Source organism: Mucilaginibacter sp. P5_A6 (genome assembly GCF_056400585.1).
Genome location: NZ_JBFUKZ010000009.1, coordinates 99,013 through 114,882, shown reverse-complemented (window position 1 = coordinate 114,882; position 15,870 = coordinate 99,013). Strand labels below are relative to the sequence as shown.

10 protein-coding genes are annotated in these 15,870 nt (G+C 42.8%); all 10 read left to right on the top strand.

The window, feature by feature from the left end:
* The first annotated feature begins 15 nt into the window (after positions 1-15).
* Positions 16-1,053 carry a LacI family DNA-binding transcriptional regulator gene (locus tag AC1DO4_RS12310; protein ID WP_477416145.1) on the top strand — a complete coding sequence of 346 codons (1,038 nt, stop codon included), beginning with the start codon at positions 16-18 and terminating at the stop codon, positions 1,051-1,053.
* A gap of 682 nt (positions 1,054-1,735) precedes the next feature.
* On the top strand, positions 1,736-2,536 hold the full coding sequence (locus AC1DO4_RS12305; protein WP_477416143.1) for a DUF4350 domain-containing protein: 801 nt from the start codon (positions 1,736-1,738) through the stop codon (positions 2,534-2,536).
* A gap of 38 nt (positions 2,537-2,574) precedes the next feature.
* Positions 2,575-3,609: a LacI family DNA-binding transcriptional regulator gene (locus AC1DO4_RS12300; RefSeq protein WP_477416141.1), complete on the top strand. Its 1,035-nt coding sequence runs from the start codon at positions 2,575-2,577 to the stop codon at positions 3,607-3,609.
* Between the two features lie 300 nt (positions 3,610-3,909).
* Complete coding sequence (locus AC1DO4_RS12295) at positions 3,910-5,124, top strand: glycoside hydrolase family 88 protein (RefSeq protein WP_477416139.1); 1,215 nt, start codon at positions 3,910-3,912, stop codon at positions 5,122-5,124.
* 22 nt (positions 5,125-5,146) lie between these two features.
* Entirely contained in the window at positions 5,147-7,054 is a 1,908-nt protein-coding gene (locus AC1DO4_RS12290; protein ID WP_477416137.1) for a glycoside hydrolase family 97 protein, read from the top strand.
* 131 nt (positions 7,055-7,185) lie between these two features.
* Entirely contained in the window at positions 7,186-8,415 is a 1,230-nt protein-coding gene (gene fucP / locus AC1DO4_RS12285; RefSeq protein WP_477416135.1) for an L-fucose:H+ symporter permease, read from the top strand.
* Positions 8,415-9,509, top strand: coding sequence for a serine hydrolase domain-containing protein (locus tag AC1DO4_RS12280; RefSeq protein WP_477416133.1), 1,095 nt, complete (start codon positions 8,415-8,417; stop codon positions 9,507-9,509). Before fucP ends, AC1DO4_RS12280 begins: the two co-directional genes overlap by 1 nt.
* Before the next feature lie 9 nt (positions 9,510-9,518).
* Entirely contained in the window at positions 9,519-11,204 is a 1,686-nt protein-coding gene (locus AC1DO4_RS12275) for a glycoside hydrolase family 43 protein (protein ID WP_477416131.1), read from the top strand.
* Between the two features lie 127 nt (positions 11,205-11,331).
* Positions 11,332-14,202, top strand: a complete 2,871-nt coding sequence (locus AC1DO4_RS12270; protein WP_477416129.1) for an endo-acting ulvan lysase-like protein — start codon at positions 11,332-11,334, stop codon at positions 14,200-14,202.
* A gap of 1 nt (position 14,203) precedes the next feature.
* Complete coding sequence (locus AC1DO4_RS12265; protein ID WP_477416127.1) at positions 14,204-15,850, top strand: hypothetical protein; 1,647 nt, start codon at positions 14,204-14,206, stop codon at positions 15,848-15,850.
* The last annotated feature ends 20 nt before the right edge of the window (positions 15,851-15,870 follow it).

The window sequence follows — 15,870 nt, the reverse complement described above, 5'->3', positions numbered from 1 at the left end:
TAAATTTTATAAAGTATGAATTTCGGGGTAGTTACGATAAAAGATATTGCTAAGGAATTAGGGATTTCTACTTCAGCTGTATCTAAAGCGCTAAAGGATAGTCATGAAATAGGGGAGAAAACCAAAAAACTGGTCCTGGAATGTGCTAAAAGGCTCAATTACCAGCCTAACCCCATGGCCCAGAGTTTAAAGCAGGGAAACAGCAAATCCTTAGGAATAGTTGTATCTACCATTGATAACCATTTTTTTTCGCAGGTTATTAATGGCATAGAATTTATTGCGCACAGCAAAGGCTATAACGTATTTATTACCCAAACCCATGAATCCTATGAGCTTGAAATGTTGAATGTGAACCATTTAATCTATCGCTCTATTGATGGGCTGCTGATATCCCTATCCACAGAAACCAAGGATGTAGCGCATCTAAAAAAGCTGCACGAGAAGGGCTTACCTATTGTTTTTTTCGACAGGGTGAGCGACGAAATTGAAACCCATAAAGTTATTGCCGACAATTTTATGGGGGCCTATGAGGCAACAAATGCCTTAATTAAAGCCGGATACAGAAAAATAGCACATATAACAAGTTCTGTAAATGTGTCAATCACAGCCGAAAGGTTGAAAGGTTACCTGTTGGCATTGGAGCAAAACAATATTAAACCAAATGAGCGGCATATAAAATATTGCCTTCATGGCGGTAAAGATCTTGGTGAAATAGAAAAAGCGCTTAACGAACTTTTACTTTCACCAGATCGTCCGGATGCTATTTTTACAGCCTCGGACAGGATCACCACAACAACTTTATCGCTTTTGCATAAACTGGAGTTTAGAATCCCCGAAGACATTGCCCTGCTTGGTTTTACCAATACACAATTAGCCGATGTTTTAAATCCTTCATTAAGCACGGTTTACCAGCCAGGTTATGAAATGGGCAAAAAGGCCACCGAAATGCTGATTAACCTGATTGAAAGCAAAAGGCCGGTAACCGAGTTTGAAACGGTTGTATTGCCTACCCAGGTTTTTATACGCAATTCATCAACCCCGGTTAACCAATAGCGCCTGCTATTGTTAAGCCTGCAGTACTAAGAAGCTGTTTAAATTTAATTTATTAATGTTATTATACTTCTAATGAAGCACATATCCACGCGTCATTATAAGTGGTAAAATTTTGCGAAACTCTGAAGGGGAAATGACGTTGCTAAAAGGGCTGTCATGCTGAGCCTGTCGAAGCATAGCGGGCAAAGGCCTCTCCGCACGAGTCTTCGACAGGCTGCCAATGACAAGTCTATAACTTACTGATTATCAGCATTGAAAAAATGTCATTTTCAATGCGATTATTTGGAACCAAATAAAGATTACTCAGACTGACAGGCCTTTACACCTTGACAGTCGAATACGTCATGGGTAGCACGAAGCAATCCCCGCCTTACAGGGTAGCTTTGCAAATTCGATCTGTGTAGTCGGGGATTGCTTCGTGCCTCGCAATGACGGTCTGTTTTTTTATTTTTAAACAGGCTTCTAACTGATAAGCTATAAGCCGAATTTATTTTTTTGACTTCGAACTTAAGGCTAACCTAAATTCAAGGTTCATACGCTTACTATGGCATGCTGCTTATTTTGCACTCAATCGATGTAGTAAATAATTTTTGCCCTTATGGCATAAAAAAGAGCATTCGGCAATACATTTGGTAACCAATTATAATAGTATTAATAAACAACGATAACGCTTTAATTATATATGAATTACAGGATGCTTGCAAAAAGGTTGATATGTATACTGCTGTTAGGCCAGGGAGTATATGAAGCAAAGTCACAGGTTGTTAAACTGGATTATTACTATAACCGCGAGGTTCATACGGTTGCCGGGCAACCGCAGCGTTTCCATTACCTGTGGGAAGAAAAACAAAATACAGGTTATTCCATTTGGGGCGATGCATTTAAAAAATACGGCGCAACTTTAGATTCCCTGGTTACCGCGCCAACCAAAGCCAATTTAAAAGGAACGGCCATATATATTATTGTTGATCCGGATACGAAAAAAGAAAGTCCTAAACCCAATTATATAACCCAGGCAGATGCCGAAGCCGTGGCCTCATGGGTAAAAGGCGGTGGTGTGCTGGTAATGCTGGCTAACGACAGCGCAAATGTAGAGCTGCCTCATTTTAACCTGCTGGCCGCAAAATTTGGGATGCATTTTAATAACGATCTTCAAAATCATGTGATTGATGATAACCACTTTGAAGATGGCGCCATTAATACCACCGGTAATCCGTTATTTAAAACGGCGCAAAAAATATTTATGAAGGATGTTTGTTCCATTAGCACCCAATCCCCCGCAGAAGCGGCTTTAACTAAAAACGGGCAAACAATAATTGCCAGGGCTAAGTTTGGTAAAGGAACGGTATTAGCCATTGGCGATCCATGGCTTTACAATGAATACACAAACGGGCGTTTACCTGCCGGATATGAGAATGATAAGGCAGCCAATGATATTTCGGCCTGGCTTTTAAAGCAGGTTCCGGCCGGCAAAAAACAATGATAAGCTTTGGTTAGCATGTATCGCGTAATTTCAATTAAATGAAAAAAAAGGTTTCAATAAAAGATATTGCGTCGCATTTAAACATCTCTATTACAACGGTTTCTCTCGTCTTAAACGGAAAATCAAAGGATGTCGGGTTAAGCGCGGTACTAACCGAAAAAGTACTGAAATATGTAGACGAAATAGGGTATAAGCCAAACCTGTTGGCGAAAAGTTTACGAACGGGCAAAACCAAGATCATTTGTTTGCTGATTGAAAATATTGCCGACCCCTTTTTTTCATCCATAGCGGGTTTTGTTGAAGAGCTTGCTAATCTGCGTGGTTACAAAATAATTTATGGCAGTACCAAAAATGACCAGGACAAAACCCGCGAGCTTATCGGCCTGTTTAAAGACCGTCACGTTGATGGCTTTATAATTGCTCCCTCCGGCGGACTTGAAAGCGATATAAAGAGCCTTTTAAGTGACAATATCCCACTGGTTTTGTTCGACCGTTATTACAAAACCATTGAAACAGACCAGGTTGTTATTGATAACCTGAATAGTACATACCAGGCCGTTAAACTGCTGATAGATCAGCAATACAAGAACATTGCCTTTATAACCCTTGAATCGGATCAAACCCAAATGTCCGACCGGTTAACGGGTTACCTGGATGCCTTACAGGAAAGCGGCCTGGCTCCCTGCGTTACAAAAATAGTTTACGCCAAAGTTGAACAGGATGCCGTTCATGAAATAGCGGCGCTGATAAAAAGCAACCCGCAGATAGATGCTTTATTTTTTGGCACAAGTTACCTTACCCTTAAAGGCCTGGAGGTACTTAAGGAGATGGGCATGTCTGTCCCGCGGGATATAGGGGTGGTTTCATTTGATGACCATGAGGTTTTTAAATTGTTTACTCCTGGCATAACCGCCGTAGCTCAACCGGTGGCCAAAATGTCCGAGGAGCTGGTGAACTTACTGCTTGAACAAATTGATAACAAAGTTGAGGAACGGGCAAAAAAGCAAATCGTTGTTCCCGCAATTCTGCATATCCGGAGTTCTACTACTGATCAAAATAAGGTTTTTATTTGAGCCTGCATTTTTCTCGATTTTTCTAATCTTTTTCTCGTTTTTTCTACTCTTTTTCTTGATCTGATATCGATTATTCCCGACTTAAGTGTCCCCTTAATAAACTACAACGTTGGAGTAAATATTTATGATTAAAACCAACTTAAAACGTTTTAGATTGCATTATGTTTGAATTGCCAATTGACACCAGGAAGTGTATTTACTGATGCTTTAAATGCCGGTAGTAAAAACTAAATCCCAATATCTCCTGCCTAAATAACCAGGTATATGAAATGCGAAAAAGAACAGTATTGATTAAAAAAAATGATTAATAATAATTTAAAAAAGGCAGGTTTAAGTATACTGATTTGGTCATTTGCCGGTTTAGCATTTGCCCAAAGCAGGTTTTCGCCCGGAAAAGAGATCTTGTACTGTGCAAAGCAGGCAGCTAAAACATTAAAAGAGGTCTCTGCCGATTCGGCGGCAAATTTGCCACGCAATATTGCAAACGACAATACTGCCTGGAAATTTGTAAGTTACCATGATTGGTGCAGCGGTTTTTGGCCGGGGGTGCTATGGTATTTATACCAGGGGACACATGATGCAAAATGGAAAGTTGCTGCCGATAAATATACGCGCGAATTAACGCCCCTCTCCAACCACAGTGGTTTTGATCACGACCTGGGTTTCCAGATCAACAATAGCTTTGGCAACGGCTATCGCCTTACCAAAAATCCGGCATACAAAAAGGTGATCCTTGAATCGGCCGATTCGCTGGCTACCCTTTTTAATCCTAAAGTGGGCACTATATTATCATGGCCGGCTATGGTAAAAAAGATGGGCTGGCCACACAATACCATTATTGATAATATGATAAACCTGGAATTGTTATTCTGGGCTTCAAAAAACGGAGGTAGCCATCACCTGTATAATATTGCGGTTAAACATGCGGAAACCACCATGCATAATCATTTCAGGCCAGATTATTCAGCTTATCATGTAGTAGTTTACGATACCGTAAACGGCAAAAAAATTAAAGGAATTACACACCAGGGATACGCCGATAGCAGCATGTGGGCCCGGGGCCAGTCATGGGCTATTTACGGCTTTACCATGTGCTACCGCGAAACCCATAAAGCTGAGTTTTTGGATTTTGCACAAAAGGTTGCAGATGTGTACTTAAAGAAATTACCTGCAGATTTGATCCCTTACTGGGATTTTAATGCACCTGATATTCCAAACGCACCTAAAGATGCATCCGCCGCGGCCGTTACTGCTTCGGGGCTGCTTGAGCTTTCCACGTTTGTAAAAGATAAAGCGAAGGCCAAATTATACAGGCACTATGCCGAAAAAATGCTGGTGGCACTTTCATCAGCAAGTTATCAAAGCAGGGGTACTAACCCGGCTTTCCTGTTACATTCAACAGGGCATAAACCCAACGGAACTGAAATTGATGCCTCTATCATTTACGCTGATTATTACTACATTGAGGCATTGCTGAGACTTGAAAATTTACAAAAAGGTAAACTTAAAAACTAACAAGCCAATTTATTTATATAAGATGATAATTACAGCCAGGCTAACAGTATTGTGCTTTCTTACAACGTGGTGTGCCTCGTTAGGGTATTGCCAGGATATTATAAAAGGATCCGAAATTACAATTCAATCGCCCGATAAAAATATAACATTCAGTTTTTATCAAAAAAATAACACGGGCAAACGCACTATGTATTACCTGGTAAATTTTAAAGATAAGCCCGTTATAACCGAATCTGCGCTGGATATACAGATGGATAACCAATTATCAGAGAAAGCCATGGCGCTAAAGGTTGATCAACATAAAAACTGGTGCGAAAACCTCGAAATAAAAAGTATTAAAACCTCCACCCATGATACAACCTGGTTGCCGGTTTTAGGTGAAGTTAGCCAGGTGAGAGACCTTTACAACGAAACCGATATTACCCTGGTAAAGGACGATAACCCTGATTATGTGCTGCAGGTACAGGTACGGGTTTATAACGAGGGGGCGGCCATCCGTTACTATTTACCCGAAAACCCCAAAGGAACATATTATAATATCACAGCCGAAAATACTGAATTCAGTTTGCCGCAAGGTACACAAGCCTGGTTTGCCAACTGGGCCCAGGCTCCCTGCTTAAAATTGCCCCTAACTAACTGGCCCGGCGAAAGCGAACGCCCGTTAACACTTGAGCTTCCCAACGGCCTTTTTGTCGCCCTTGGCGAAGCACAGCTGGTGGATTATGCACGTACTAAGTTTAAGCTAAGCGACAGCAAAACTTCAACATTGGTAACATCCATGTTTGGTAGCGCACAGCTGGTATCGCCGGTTGGTACTCCATGGCGCGCTATCATGATAGCCGAAAAACCTGGCGACCTGGTTGAGCATAATTATATGTTGCTAAACCTTAATGAACCCGGTAAAATAACCAATAGCAGTTGGATAAAACCCGGCAAAATTATGCGGGTAATGAGCCAAAGCACAGCCGATGCCAAAACAAATATAGATTTTGCGGTAAAACATCACCTGCAATATATTCTATTCGACTGGAAATGGTATGGGCCGGCCTTTAGTTTTAGTTCCGATGCAACAAAAGTTGCCATTCCTGATTTTGACCTGCCCGGCATTATCCAATACGGTAAGGAAAAAGGCGTAGGCATCTGGTTGTATGTAAACCAGCAGGCATTGTATGCACAAAGCGATAGCCTGTTTGCTGTTTATAATAAATGGGGTGTAAAAGGCGTAAAGTTTGGTTTTGTACAGGTTGGCTCGCACCGGTGGACAACCTGGGTGGAAAAGGCCATTCAACAGGCTGCCGCCAGCAACATCATGGTTAATATACACGATGATTGGCGACCTACCGGCGAACAACGCACCTGGCCAAACCTGGTATCGGCAGAGGGCATTCGTGGTAACGAAGAAATGCCGGATGCAACCCACAATACCATTTTACCATTTACCCGCTACATTGCCGGCGCTGCCGATTACACCATATGCTATTTTGATAAACGTATAAAAACCACGCATGCCCACCAGCTGGCGCTGGCCGCCATTTATTACAGTCCGTTGCAAACGCTGTATTGGTATGATAAGCCATCGGCAGAACATAACGAACCAGAGTTGGAGTTTTGGGACAAAATACCAACCACCTGGGATGAAACAAAAGTGATACAGGGTACGCCCGGCCAGTACATTACTACCGCCAGGCGTAGGGGAACTGATTGGTTTGTGGGTACCATCACCAACAATGATGCACGCCAGGTTAAGCTTGAATTGAAGTTTCTTGAACCAGGCAAAAAATATAAAGCCAAAATATACAGCGATGATTCATCGGTTAATACAGCAACCCATGTTAAGGTGAGTATGCAAACGGTTACAAGCAAAACGGTTTTAAATATCAGCCTGTTGCCTTCGGGCGGCGAGGCTATCAGTCTTGAACAAATTAATTAATACGCGATGTCTATTCAATTTGTATGTACAGAAGTGTTGGTAATTTGCGATAATATAACCAAAGCTACCGCTGTGTTTTTACCTATGCTTAAATCTAAATACAATCATTGTTTTAATCAAACCAATATTTTATGACCTCAAAACCCGCATTTACCGAGAAGAGATTCATCGTCCCCTTGATTTTTGTCACCTCATTATTTTTAATGTGGGGTTTACTACTATCCATGAGCGATGTACTCAATAAGCATTTTCAAAATGTGCTCAGCCTTTCCAAATCGCAATCGGGTCTCATTCAGTTTTCTGTTTTTGGGGCATATTTTATTATGAGTGTCCCTGCCGGATATTTTTTAAAGAAGTTTGGCTATAAACCAGGTGTGCTGCTTGGCTTATTATTATTTGCCGCCGGCACATTTTTATTTGTGCCTGCTGCCAATGCCGCCTCATTTAACTTTTTCAGGGTTGCTTTGTTTGTTTTGGGATGTGGTATGGCAACGCTTGAAACTGTGGCACACCCCTTTGCAGCCGCCCTTGGTGATCAGCGTACCAGTGATCAGCGCCTTAATTTTTCACAATCCTTCAACGCGGTAGGTACCATTATTGGGCCTGCTATCGGCTCTTATTTTCTTTTCCGCTCAACAACCGAGCATAGTACGGATTTTACATCGGTAAAATCATTATACATCGGTATAGGATGTGTAATTATATTGATAGCAGTCGCTTTCCTGTTTTTAAGAATCCCCGTATTGATCGATCCGCATACCAAGGTAGCAACAGACCCTGATGCGACTAACATAGATATTGAACCCAATAAAAAACTATATGAGCACAAACATTTTGTATGGGCGGTAGCTGCCCAGTTTTTTAATGTCGCCGCACAAGGCGGTACCTGGGCTTTTTTTATTAATTACGGGCATGAAGTAATGAAACTGAGTAGCCAGACCGCGGTAAACTACATGAGTATATTTATGGCTATGATGGCTGCGGGCCGTATTGTTGGCACTTATCTGATGCGGTTTATAGCACCAAATAAATTGCTTGCCATTTTCGCTATCTGTAATATCATTATGTGTTTAATTGTTGCACAGGGTTTTGGCTGGCCCTCCTACATTGCTTTAATGATGATCAACTTCTTTTTCAGCATTATGTTCCCAACCATTTTCAGTCTTGGCTTAAAAAATTTAGGGAGCCATACCCAGCAGGCCTCATCCTTTATATCAATGGGCGTAGTTGGTGGCGCGTTCTTCCCGTTCATTATGGGGCAGGTTGCCAATCATGATGTGGCAAAGGCATATTATTTACCCATTATTTGCTACGTGGTTATTTTCCTGTTTGCTTCAAAGTATTACAAGGTTAAACACTAATGAGGTCATTGAGAAGGTATTTTATGGGTAATTTGTTGCTTTGCTGTTTATTGGCGAATGCAGTTACCGTATCCGCGCAATCTCACACAAAAAAAACAGCCTATGATTTCTCTGTTATCGATAGTAAGATCAACGGCTGGATAGATAGTGGTTACTATAAGGGAGCATCTATCCTTATTGCGAAGGACAATCAACCTATCCATGAAAAATATTTTGGTGATTATACCCCTGCATCGGTAGCATATATTGCTTCTGCAGGGAAATGGCTTGCCGCTGCAACCATAGCTGCAGTTGTTGACCAGGGAGAGCTTTCATGGGATGATAAAGTAAGTAAATGGCTGCCGGAGTTTAAAGATGTTAAAGGCCAGGCAACATTGCGCCAGCTTTTATCGCATACAGCGGGTTATCCTGATTATCAGCCGCCAGGTAATCATGCCGATAATTATCAAACATTAAAGGAATCGGTTGCACATATAGTTGATCTGCCTGCAGATACCCTGTCCGGAACCAAATTTAAATATGGCGGCCTGGCCATGCAGGTGGCCGGCCGGATGGCCGAGCTGGCAACGGGTAAAGATTGGGAAACCATTTTCCAGGAAAATATAGCCATCCCTTTGCACATGGCAGCCACACATTTTACCCCGGTTAGCGATGTTGGCGGGCAAAGCCCTATGCTGGGTGGCGGCGCAAGAACCAGTCTTGGTGATTATGGAAATTTTTTGAGCATGATTATGAATAATGGCGAGTATAATGGCAAAAGAATATTGTCTGTAAAGGGTATTGAACAAATGCAGGCAGACCAGGTACATGGTGCGCCGTTTACCGAACAATATATCATGAAAACCCGTGGCAGCAATCGTAATGATATTTACGGTTTAGGAGAATGGCGTGAAGAAGTTGACACCAATGGTAAGGCAACACTGATTAGCAGCCCAAGCTGGGCCGGAGCGTATCCCTGGATCGATAAAAAAAACAAGGTATATGGCTTTTTCCTGGCCCGTGTTTTTCAAATGAAAAATGGTTTTAATTCTTTTTATGCCAGCCCGGTTTTGCCTTTAATGGTCAGGGATATGTTGGCCCGTAACGCTAAGTAATTCAGAAATATGCAGAGCTGCACAAAAATTAAGTTTGATCTGAATGTTGGAAATGCCGGCATATATAAAATGCCGGTTTTAATCATAATATTATCCGTATTGTCATCATTAGCCTGCGCGCAAAACGCCGCTCTATCAAAAGTGTGGGTTGCCGACCTCGGTAATGGAAAATACAAGAACCCCATTTTATATGCCGATTATTCGGACCCGGATGCTATCAGGGTTGGGAGCGATTATTATATGGTTGCATCGAGTTTTAACTGTACGCCGGGCTTACCCATTTTACACTCTAAAGACCTGGTAAACTGGAAAGTGATCAACTACGCCTTAAAAAAACAGGAACCCGAGGCTGTATATGATCTACCGCAGCATGGTAAAGGTGTTTGGGCACCCTGCATAAGGCATCATAATGATGAATTTTATATTTACTACCCCGATCCCGATTACGGTGTTTTCATGATCAAAACTAAAAACCCGGCAGGTGATTGGGAAAAACCAGTGTTGGTTTTACCCGGAAAAGGGATCATAGACCCTGCACCGTTATGGGATGATAACGACAAAGCTTACCTCGCTGTTGCCTGGGCAGGTAGTCGCGCGGGCGTAAACAGTCTGATCACTATTTTTAAAATGGATGCTGATGGAACCAAAGTTACCGATGAGGGTAAACATGTTTTTGACGGGCATGGTAAAAACCATACTATTGAAGGCCCTAAATTATATAAGCAAAACGGTTATTACTACATTTTTGCCCCTGCTGGTGGGGTAGCAACCGGCTGGCAGCTGGTATTAAGGGCGAAAAGCATTTATGGCCCGTATGAAAATAAAGTAGTTCTGGATCAGGGTAAAACCGATGTAAACGGGCCGCATCAGGGGGCATTGGTAGAAACCCAAACCGGGCAGCCCTGGTTTATTCATTTTCAGGATAAAGGTCCTTACGGACGTATAGTTTACCTGGAGCCTGTAAAATGGGTGAATGACTGGCCCGTAATAGGGAATGATATAGATGGGGATGGTAAAGGAGAACCTGTGCTCACCTTTAAAAAGCCCGACGTTGGTAAAGTATATCCTATAGAAACGCCGGCAGAAAGTGACGAGTTTAACAGCGAATCACCAGGTTTGCAATGGCAATGGCATGCCAACCCCAAACTACAGTGGAGCGCCCAAATACCCGGAAGTGGTTATTTAAGATTGTTTGCTATTCCGCATGATAAGGACGCTGTTAACCTTTGGCCGGTTCCAAATTTACTGCTGCAAAAATTCCCGGCTCCAAATTTTACTGCTGTTACCAAAGTTGATTATAAAGTTGAGTGGGATGTTTGGCAGGGTAAAAAAGCAGGATTGATAATTACGGGTAATGATTATGCCTATTTATCCATCGCCAAAGATGAAAAAGGATATAAAATAAGCCAGGTGATCTGCAAAAACGCGCTGAACGGCGGTGCCGAAGAAATAATCGACGAAAAAAGAATAAGCACATCCGTTGCGTATTTAAAGGTAAGCGTGATAGCCCCCGGTGCACGCTGTGCTTTCAGTTACAGCGAGGACGGTCTAAATTTTAAATCAATAGGTCAGGATTTTTATGCTAAGCAGGATAAATGGATAGGGGCAAAGGTTGGGCTGTTTTGTACAAGCAACCCTGGTGTACGTTTAGGCGGATATGCCGATTTTGATTGGTTCAGGGTAGATGCAAAATAGGAAACTGTGTTAAGTCAATAGCACTAAGTCGTAAGTTGTAAGTCGGATTTATTCTTTTTGACTTCGAACTTAAGACTTTCGACTAAAGGCTAACGTCAATTCAAGGTTATAATAAGTGACTAAAGATATGCGATTGAAAAGTATTAAAATAGGTTTTTTTAGTATGGTTATGCTGTGGGCTGTAATACTCAGCCCTGCTCACCTTCGGGCTCAAAATATAGCAATACCTGCTCATATCAGTCCATTCCGTCCAGGGCTGGTTACTGATGCACGGACAGGGAAAGATCAGCTGAAAAAACTGATTGAAAAAGAAGCTTGGGCTAAAACCACTTACCAAAGTATTGATAACGGAGTGAAGCCCTATGTTATCCGCCATCAAACTGATAGCACATGGATAGTTTCCCGCCTTCAAATGTACTGGAAGGAACACTCAACCGATGTTTACATCAAGAACGGCGTTTATGCTTATGCATCGGGAAAAGCGCCTGTACCTACAGTTCGTTTTACGGGTACAAGGGATGTGGCAACAGCATATTCGCACCCGGCTTTGGACGATATTAAGCCATATATGGATCAGGATGGTAAAATTTACCTTCAAAATAAAACAGCTCCTGGTAAACCATGGGAATGGGTAGATCAATCAAAAACCGGCCGTATTATTGAATCTATCAACATTGATATCATGAATAAAGCCCGCGATGCTGCTATGATATACTGGTACACCGGCGATGAAAAGTATGCCAGGTTTGCCTATGATATTTTCAATACTTACGTAACCGGCATTTATTACCGTAACGAACCAGTAGACTTAAACCGCGGACACGATCAAACGCTGGTGGGTTTATCTGCATTTGAAGTAATTCATGAGGATATAGTTGAACCGCTTACCGCATGTTATGACTTGTTATATAATTACATCGATAAAAAGCATAATGATAAAAAAACACTATACGCGGGCGCTTTAAAAAAATGGGCCGATATCATCGTTAAAAATGGCGTCCCGTTTAATAACTGGGATTTGATTGAAGCCCGGTTTGTAGCCAATATAGCCCTGGTACTTGATGATAATGATCAGTATACCGATGGGAAAGGCTGCCAGTACTACCTTGACCAGGTACTTAATAAAACCAATACCCGCCAATGGGCGCTTATGGATTTGTTAAGAAAAGGGTATGACCCTAATACTGCAATCTGGTCCGAGTGCCCTGGCTACTCTGTTAACGTTCTGGGTGATTTTACGGGTTTTGTTGGCTTTTTTGACCGCACTTTAAAAATTGATTTCTTACCACAGATGCCTGTTTTACCAAAAGCAGTATTGGCGCAGGCGCAGTACCTTTATCCCAATGGTTATATTGTTGGTTTTGGCGATACTCACTATGGTCATTTACCCACCCGCGGCATTGAAGATATGATCAGGAATGCGCGGTTATATCATAAAACAGGGCAGGAGGCCACTTATACCAGGATGCTGAAAACCATTCAGCAAATAGGCGTTGAAAACACGCAAAAGGAAGCTCCCAAACGAGGCGGCTTTAACGCGTTGTTTGCCAGCCCGCCTTTAACCCTTTCCGAAAAAATACCCGCCGGTAAACCCGGCGATTACTTAACCGCCACATTTTGGTCGCCTAATGTAAGCTGGATGGTGTTGCGTAATGGTTTGGATGTAAATAACGGGTTAATGATATCGCAGGCGGGCTCATCAGGCAATCATGCGCACGCCAACGGCATCGCCATGGAGCTTTATGGAAAAGGGCTTATAATGGCTCCCGAAGGCGGTATAGGCGGTAGTTATTTCCAAACGGACTATGCCGAATATTATTCCCAGTTTCCGGCGCATAACACCGTAGTGGTTGATGGTATTTCATCGTACCCAACCATGAAGAGTAATCACCCCTTGCAATTAATGGCCTGTTACCCGCAGTCGGGGAGGGTTGATGGTTATTTCCCTGATGTAACATTTTCTGATGTAAGCTTCCTGGAACCGGAAACAAATGCCGATCAAAACAGGCTGATGAGTATTATACGGACAGGAGATAGCTCCGGCTACTACGTTGATATTTTTCGCTCAAAGAAGAAACTTGGCGGAGATAAATACCATGATTATATTTATCATAACCTGGGTCAGCAGGTTACCCTGTCAGATAGTTTGGGCCAGGGCTTAGAGCTGAAAACTACGGATAAACTCACCTTTGCGAATGTGGAACTAATGGGCTATGATTATTGGTGGGATAAAAAATCTATCACCTCCTCAAATGATTTTAAGGCCAAATTTGACCTGCAAATATCGGGCAGACAGCCGGTGGCTATGAATATGTGGATGAAAGGTTACCCCGGCAGGGAAATATTCAGCGTTAAAGCCCCGCCATCCCGCTCATGGCGCGGTAATGAGATGATACCGGATAGTATTGCCAATATGCCATTGCCAACTGTTGTAGTGCGCCAAAACGGCGAAGCCTGGAACAAGCCATTTGCGGCAATATATGAGCCATCGGCGGGAGTAGCAGGAAGCACCATTAATAAGATATCTTCTTTTACTGCCGCTGGTGCAGATAGCACGTTTACCGGCTTGCGGGTTGAAAGCAAAAATGGAATAAGCGACTATATTATGGCAGATGCGGGTACCGCGACAACTACCTATAAGGATATAAGTTTTAAGGGCATGTACAGTGTGGTGAGGCTAAAAGCAGCAAAAAACGAATTCCTGTTTTTAGGTAATGGTTATAGTTTGCAAAAAGGTGGTTATGGTTTACAATCAAATGTCCCGTCCTCAGCCGCATTAAGTTTCAACAATAACCAGCTTTATTTTACAGCCGACCAGGAAGTTGTTTTAACAGTTCCGGATGATTATGCCCCCGGAAAGAACGTTGTCCTGAATTATAGTATTAGCGGTAAGCCTGTAACCATAACCGGCAAAAAGGTAATAACCGGAAACCAACATAGCGTTAAGTTTGATATGCCGGTAATCCCCTTAACTAAAATAGCTATTAAGCCCGAATAATGTGAAAACAGCCAGGTATATCATAGTTTTAATATTGATTGCTCTTTTCGTTCCTTCGGTTAAAGGCCAGGTATGGCAATGGTCTGTACGGGTAAGGGATGCTAAGGAAAACCCGGGGCAGGCAAGGGCGTTTTTATGGATTCCGCCGAAGTGTGAAAGTGTAAAGGCTGTTGTTTTTGCACAGAATAACATGGAGGAACAATCTATACTGGAAAGTGAAAATTTCAGGGCAAAAATGGGTAAGCTGGGCATTGCCGAGATATGGGTAAGCCCGGCATTTAACGGAAAGTTTTTATTTAACGAAGGCGCCGGGGAACAGTTCAACAAAATAATGGACGATCTGGCATTAGCATCGGGCTACGATGAACTAAAATTAGCGCCGGTAATACCTATGGGCCACTCCGCCATGGCAAGCGTTCCATACTATTTTGCCGCCTGGAACCCCGGGCGTACACTGGTTTGTATCTCCGTAAGCGGGCAATGGCCTTATGTACGCAACCAGTTTTTACCGGATATCTGGAGCAAGGATCAAAATATTGATTATATACCATGTTTGGAAACTATGGGAGAGTACGAGGCGGCAAATACATGGTCGGATGAAGGGTTGAAAGAACGCCGGGAGCATCCTTTGATGCCGCTGAGCATGCTGGCCAGTCCGGCCCAGGGGCATTTTGCCGCCACCGAAGAAAAGATTGCATACATAGCTTTTTACATAAAAAAGGCAGTTCAATACCGGTTACCTAAAAATACCCCGGTGGGCGAGGCTCCTGTTTTGATAAAAATTGACCCCACAAAACAGGGTTGGCTGGCTGATAAATGGCGCTACAACCAATTGCCCGTGGCCAAACCTGCCCGGGTAAATGAATATAAAGGCGATCAGGGGCAGGCTTTCTGGTATTTTGATGAAGAGACTGCTAAAGCAACTGTAAACTATGAAGCTAAACCCCGCAACCAAAAGCCGCAACTGATAGGTTATGTTCAGCATGGTAAAATGGTTGAACAGCGGAATACCCACCAGCAGGTTAATCTTAAATTTGAGCCCGAACCCGATGGTATCACCTTTAAATTAAAGGCAGCGTTTTATGATACCGTACCAGGCGGTAGCCCCAGGTTACCCGTTTGGGCAGATATGCCTGTTGGTAGTAAAATTGGTCATCCGTTATCAGGCAAATCCATCCGCATCGACCGGATAACCGGCCCGGTTATTAAGCTTAATGATACCACTTTCCGGTTGCATCCTCAATTAGGATACTGGGAAAATCCGCACAGTTACGAATTATGGTTTGCAGCTACCCATCCCGGTGATGCAGAATATAAACCTGCTGTACAACAATCGCAAATGGTAGTGCCCCCGCGTAATACACAAGGAAAAGAACAACATATTACATTTTCTCCAATTCCAGATCAGGCATCCGGAGCTAAAAATATAATGCTGCAAGCTGTCTCAGATGCCTGCGTTCCTGTGTACTTTTATATCCAGGACGGCCCTGCTGAAATAACCGGGAACAGGGTAAACCTTACAGCAATCCCGCCACGTAGCCGTTTCCCTGTAAAGGTTACGGTAGTAGCCTGGCAGTATGGTAACAGCAATGAGCCAAAACTGCAAACGGCGGTGCCGGTAGTGCAAACGTTTTTGATCAAAAAATGATATATTGTTAAAAAATATGC

Bases quoted from the DNA above. Each gene is read 5' to 3' on its own strand.
- AC1DO4_RS12310 (WP_477416145.1), top strand. From the start codon at position 16: ATGAATTTCGGGGTAGTTACGATAAAAGATATTGCTAAGGAATTAGGG.
- AC1DO4_RS12305 (WP_477416143.1), top strand. From the start codon at position 1,736: ATGAATTACAGGATGCTTGCAAAAAGGTTGATATGTATACTGCTGTTA.
- AC1DO4_RS12300 (WP_477416141.1), top strand. From the start codon at position 2,575: ATGAAAAAAAAGGTTTCAATAAAAGATATTGCGTCGCATTTAAACATC.
- AC1DO4_RS12295 (WP_477416139.1), top strand. From the start codon at position 3,910: ATGATTAATAATAATTTAAAAAAGGCAGGTTTAAGTATACTGATTTGG.
- AC1DO4_RS12290 (WP_477416137.1), top strand. From the start codon at position 5,147: ATGATAATTACAGCCAGGCTAACAGTATTGTGCTTTCTTACAACGTGG.
- fucP (WP_477416135.1), top strand. From the start codon at position 7,186: ATGACCTCAAAACCCGCATTTACCGAGAAGAGATTCATCGTCCCCTTG.
- AC1DO4_RS12280 (WP_477416133.1), top strand. From the start codon at position 8,415: ATGAGGTCATTGAGAAGGTATTTTATGGGTAATTTGTTGCTTTGCTGT.
- AC1DO4_RS12275 (WP_477416131.1), top strand. From the start codon at position 9,519: ATGCAGAGCTGCACAAAAATTAAGTTTGATCTGAATGTTGGAAATGCC.
- AC1DO4_RS12270 (WP_477416129.1), top strand. From the start codon at position 11,332: ATGCGATTGAAAAGTATTAAAATAGGTTTTTTTAGTATGGTTATGCTG.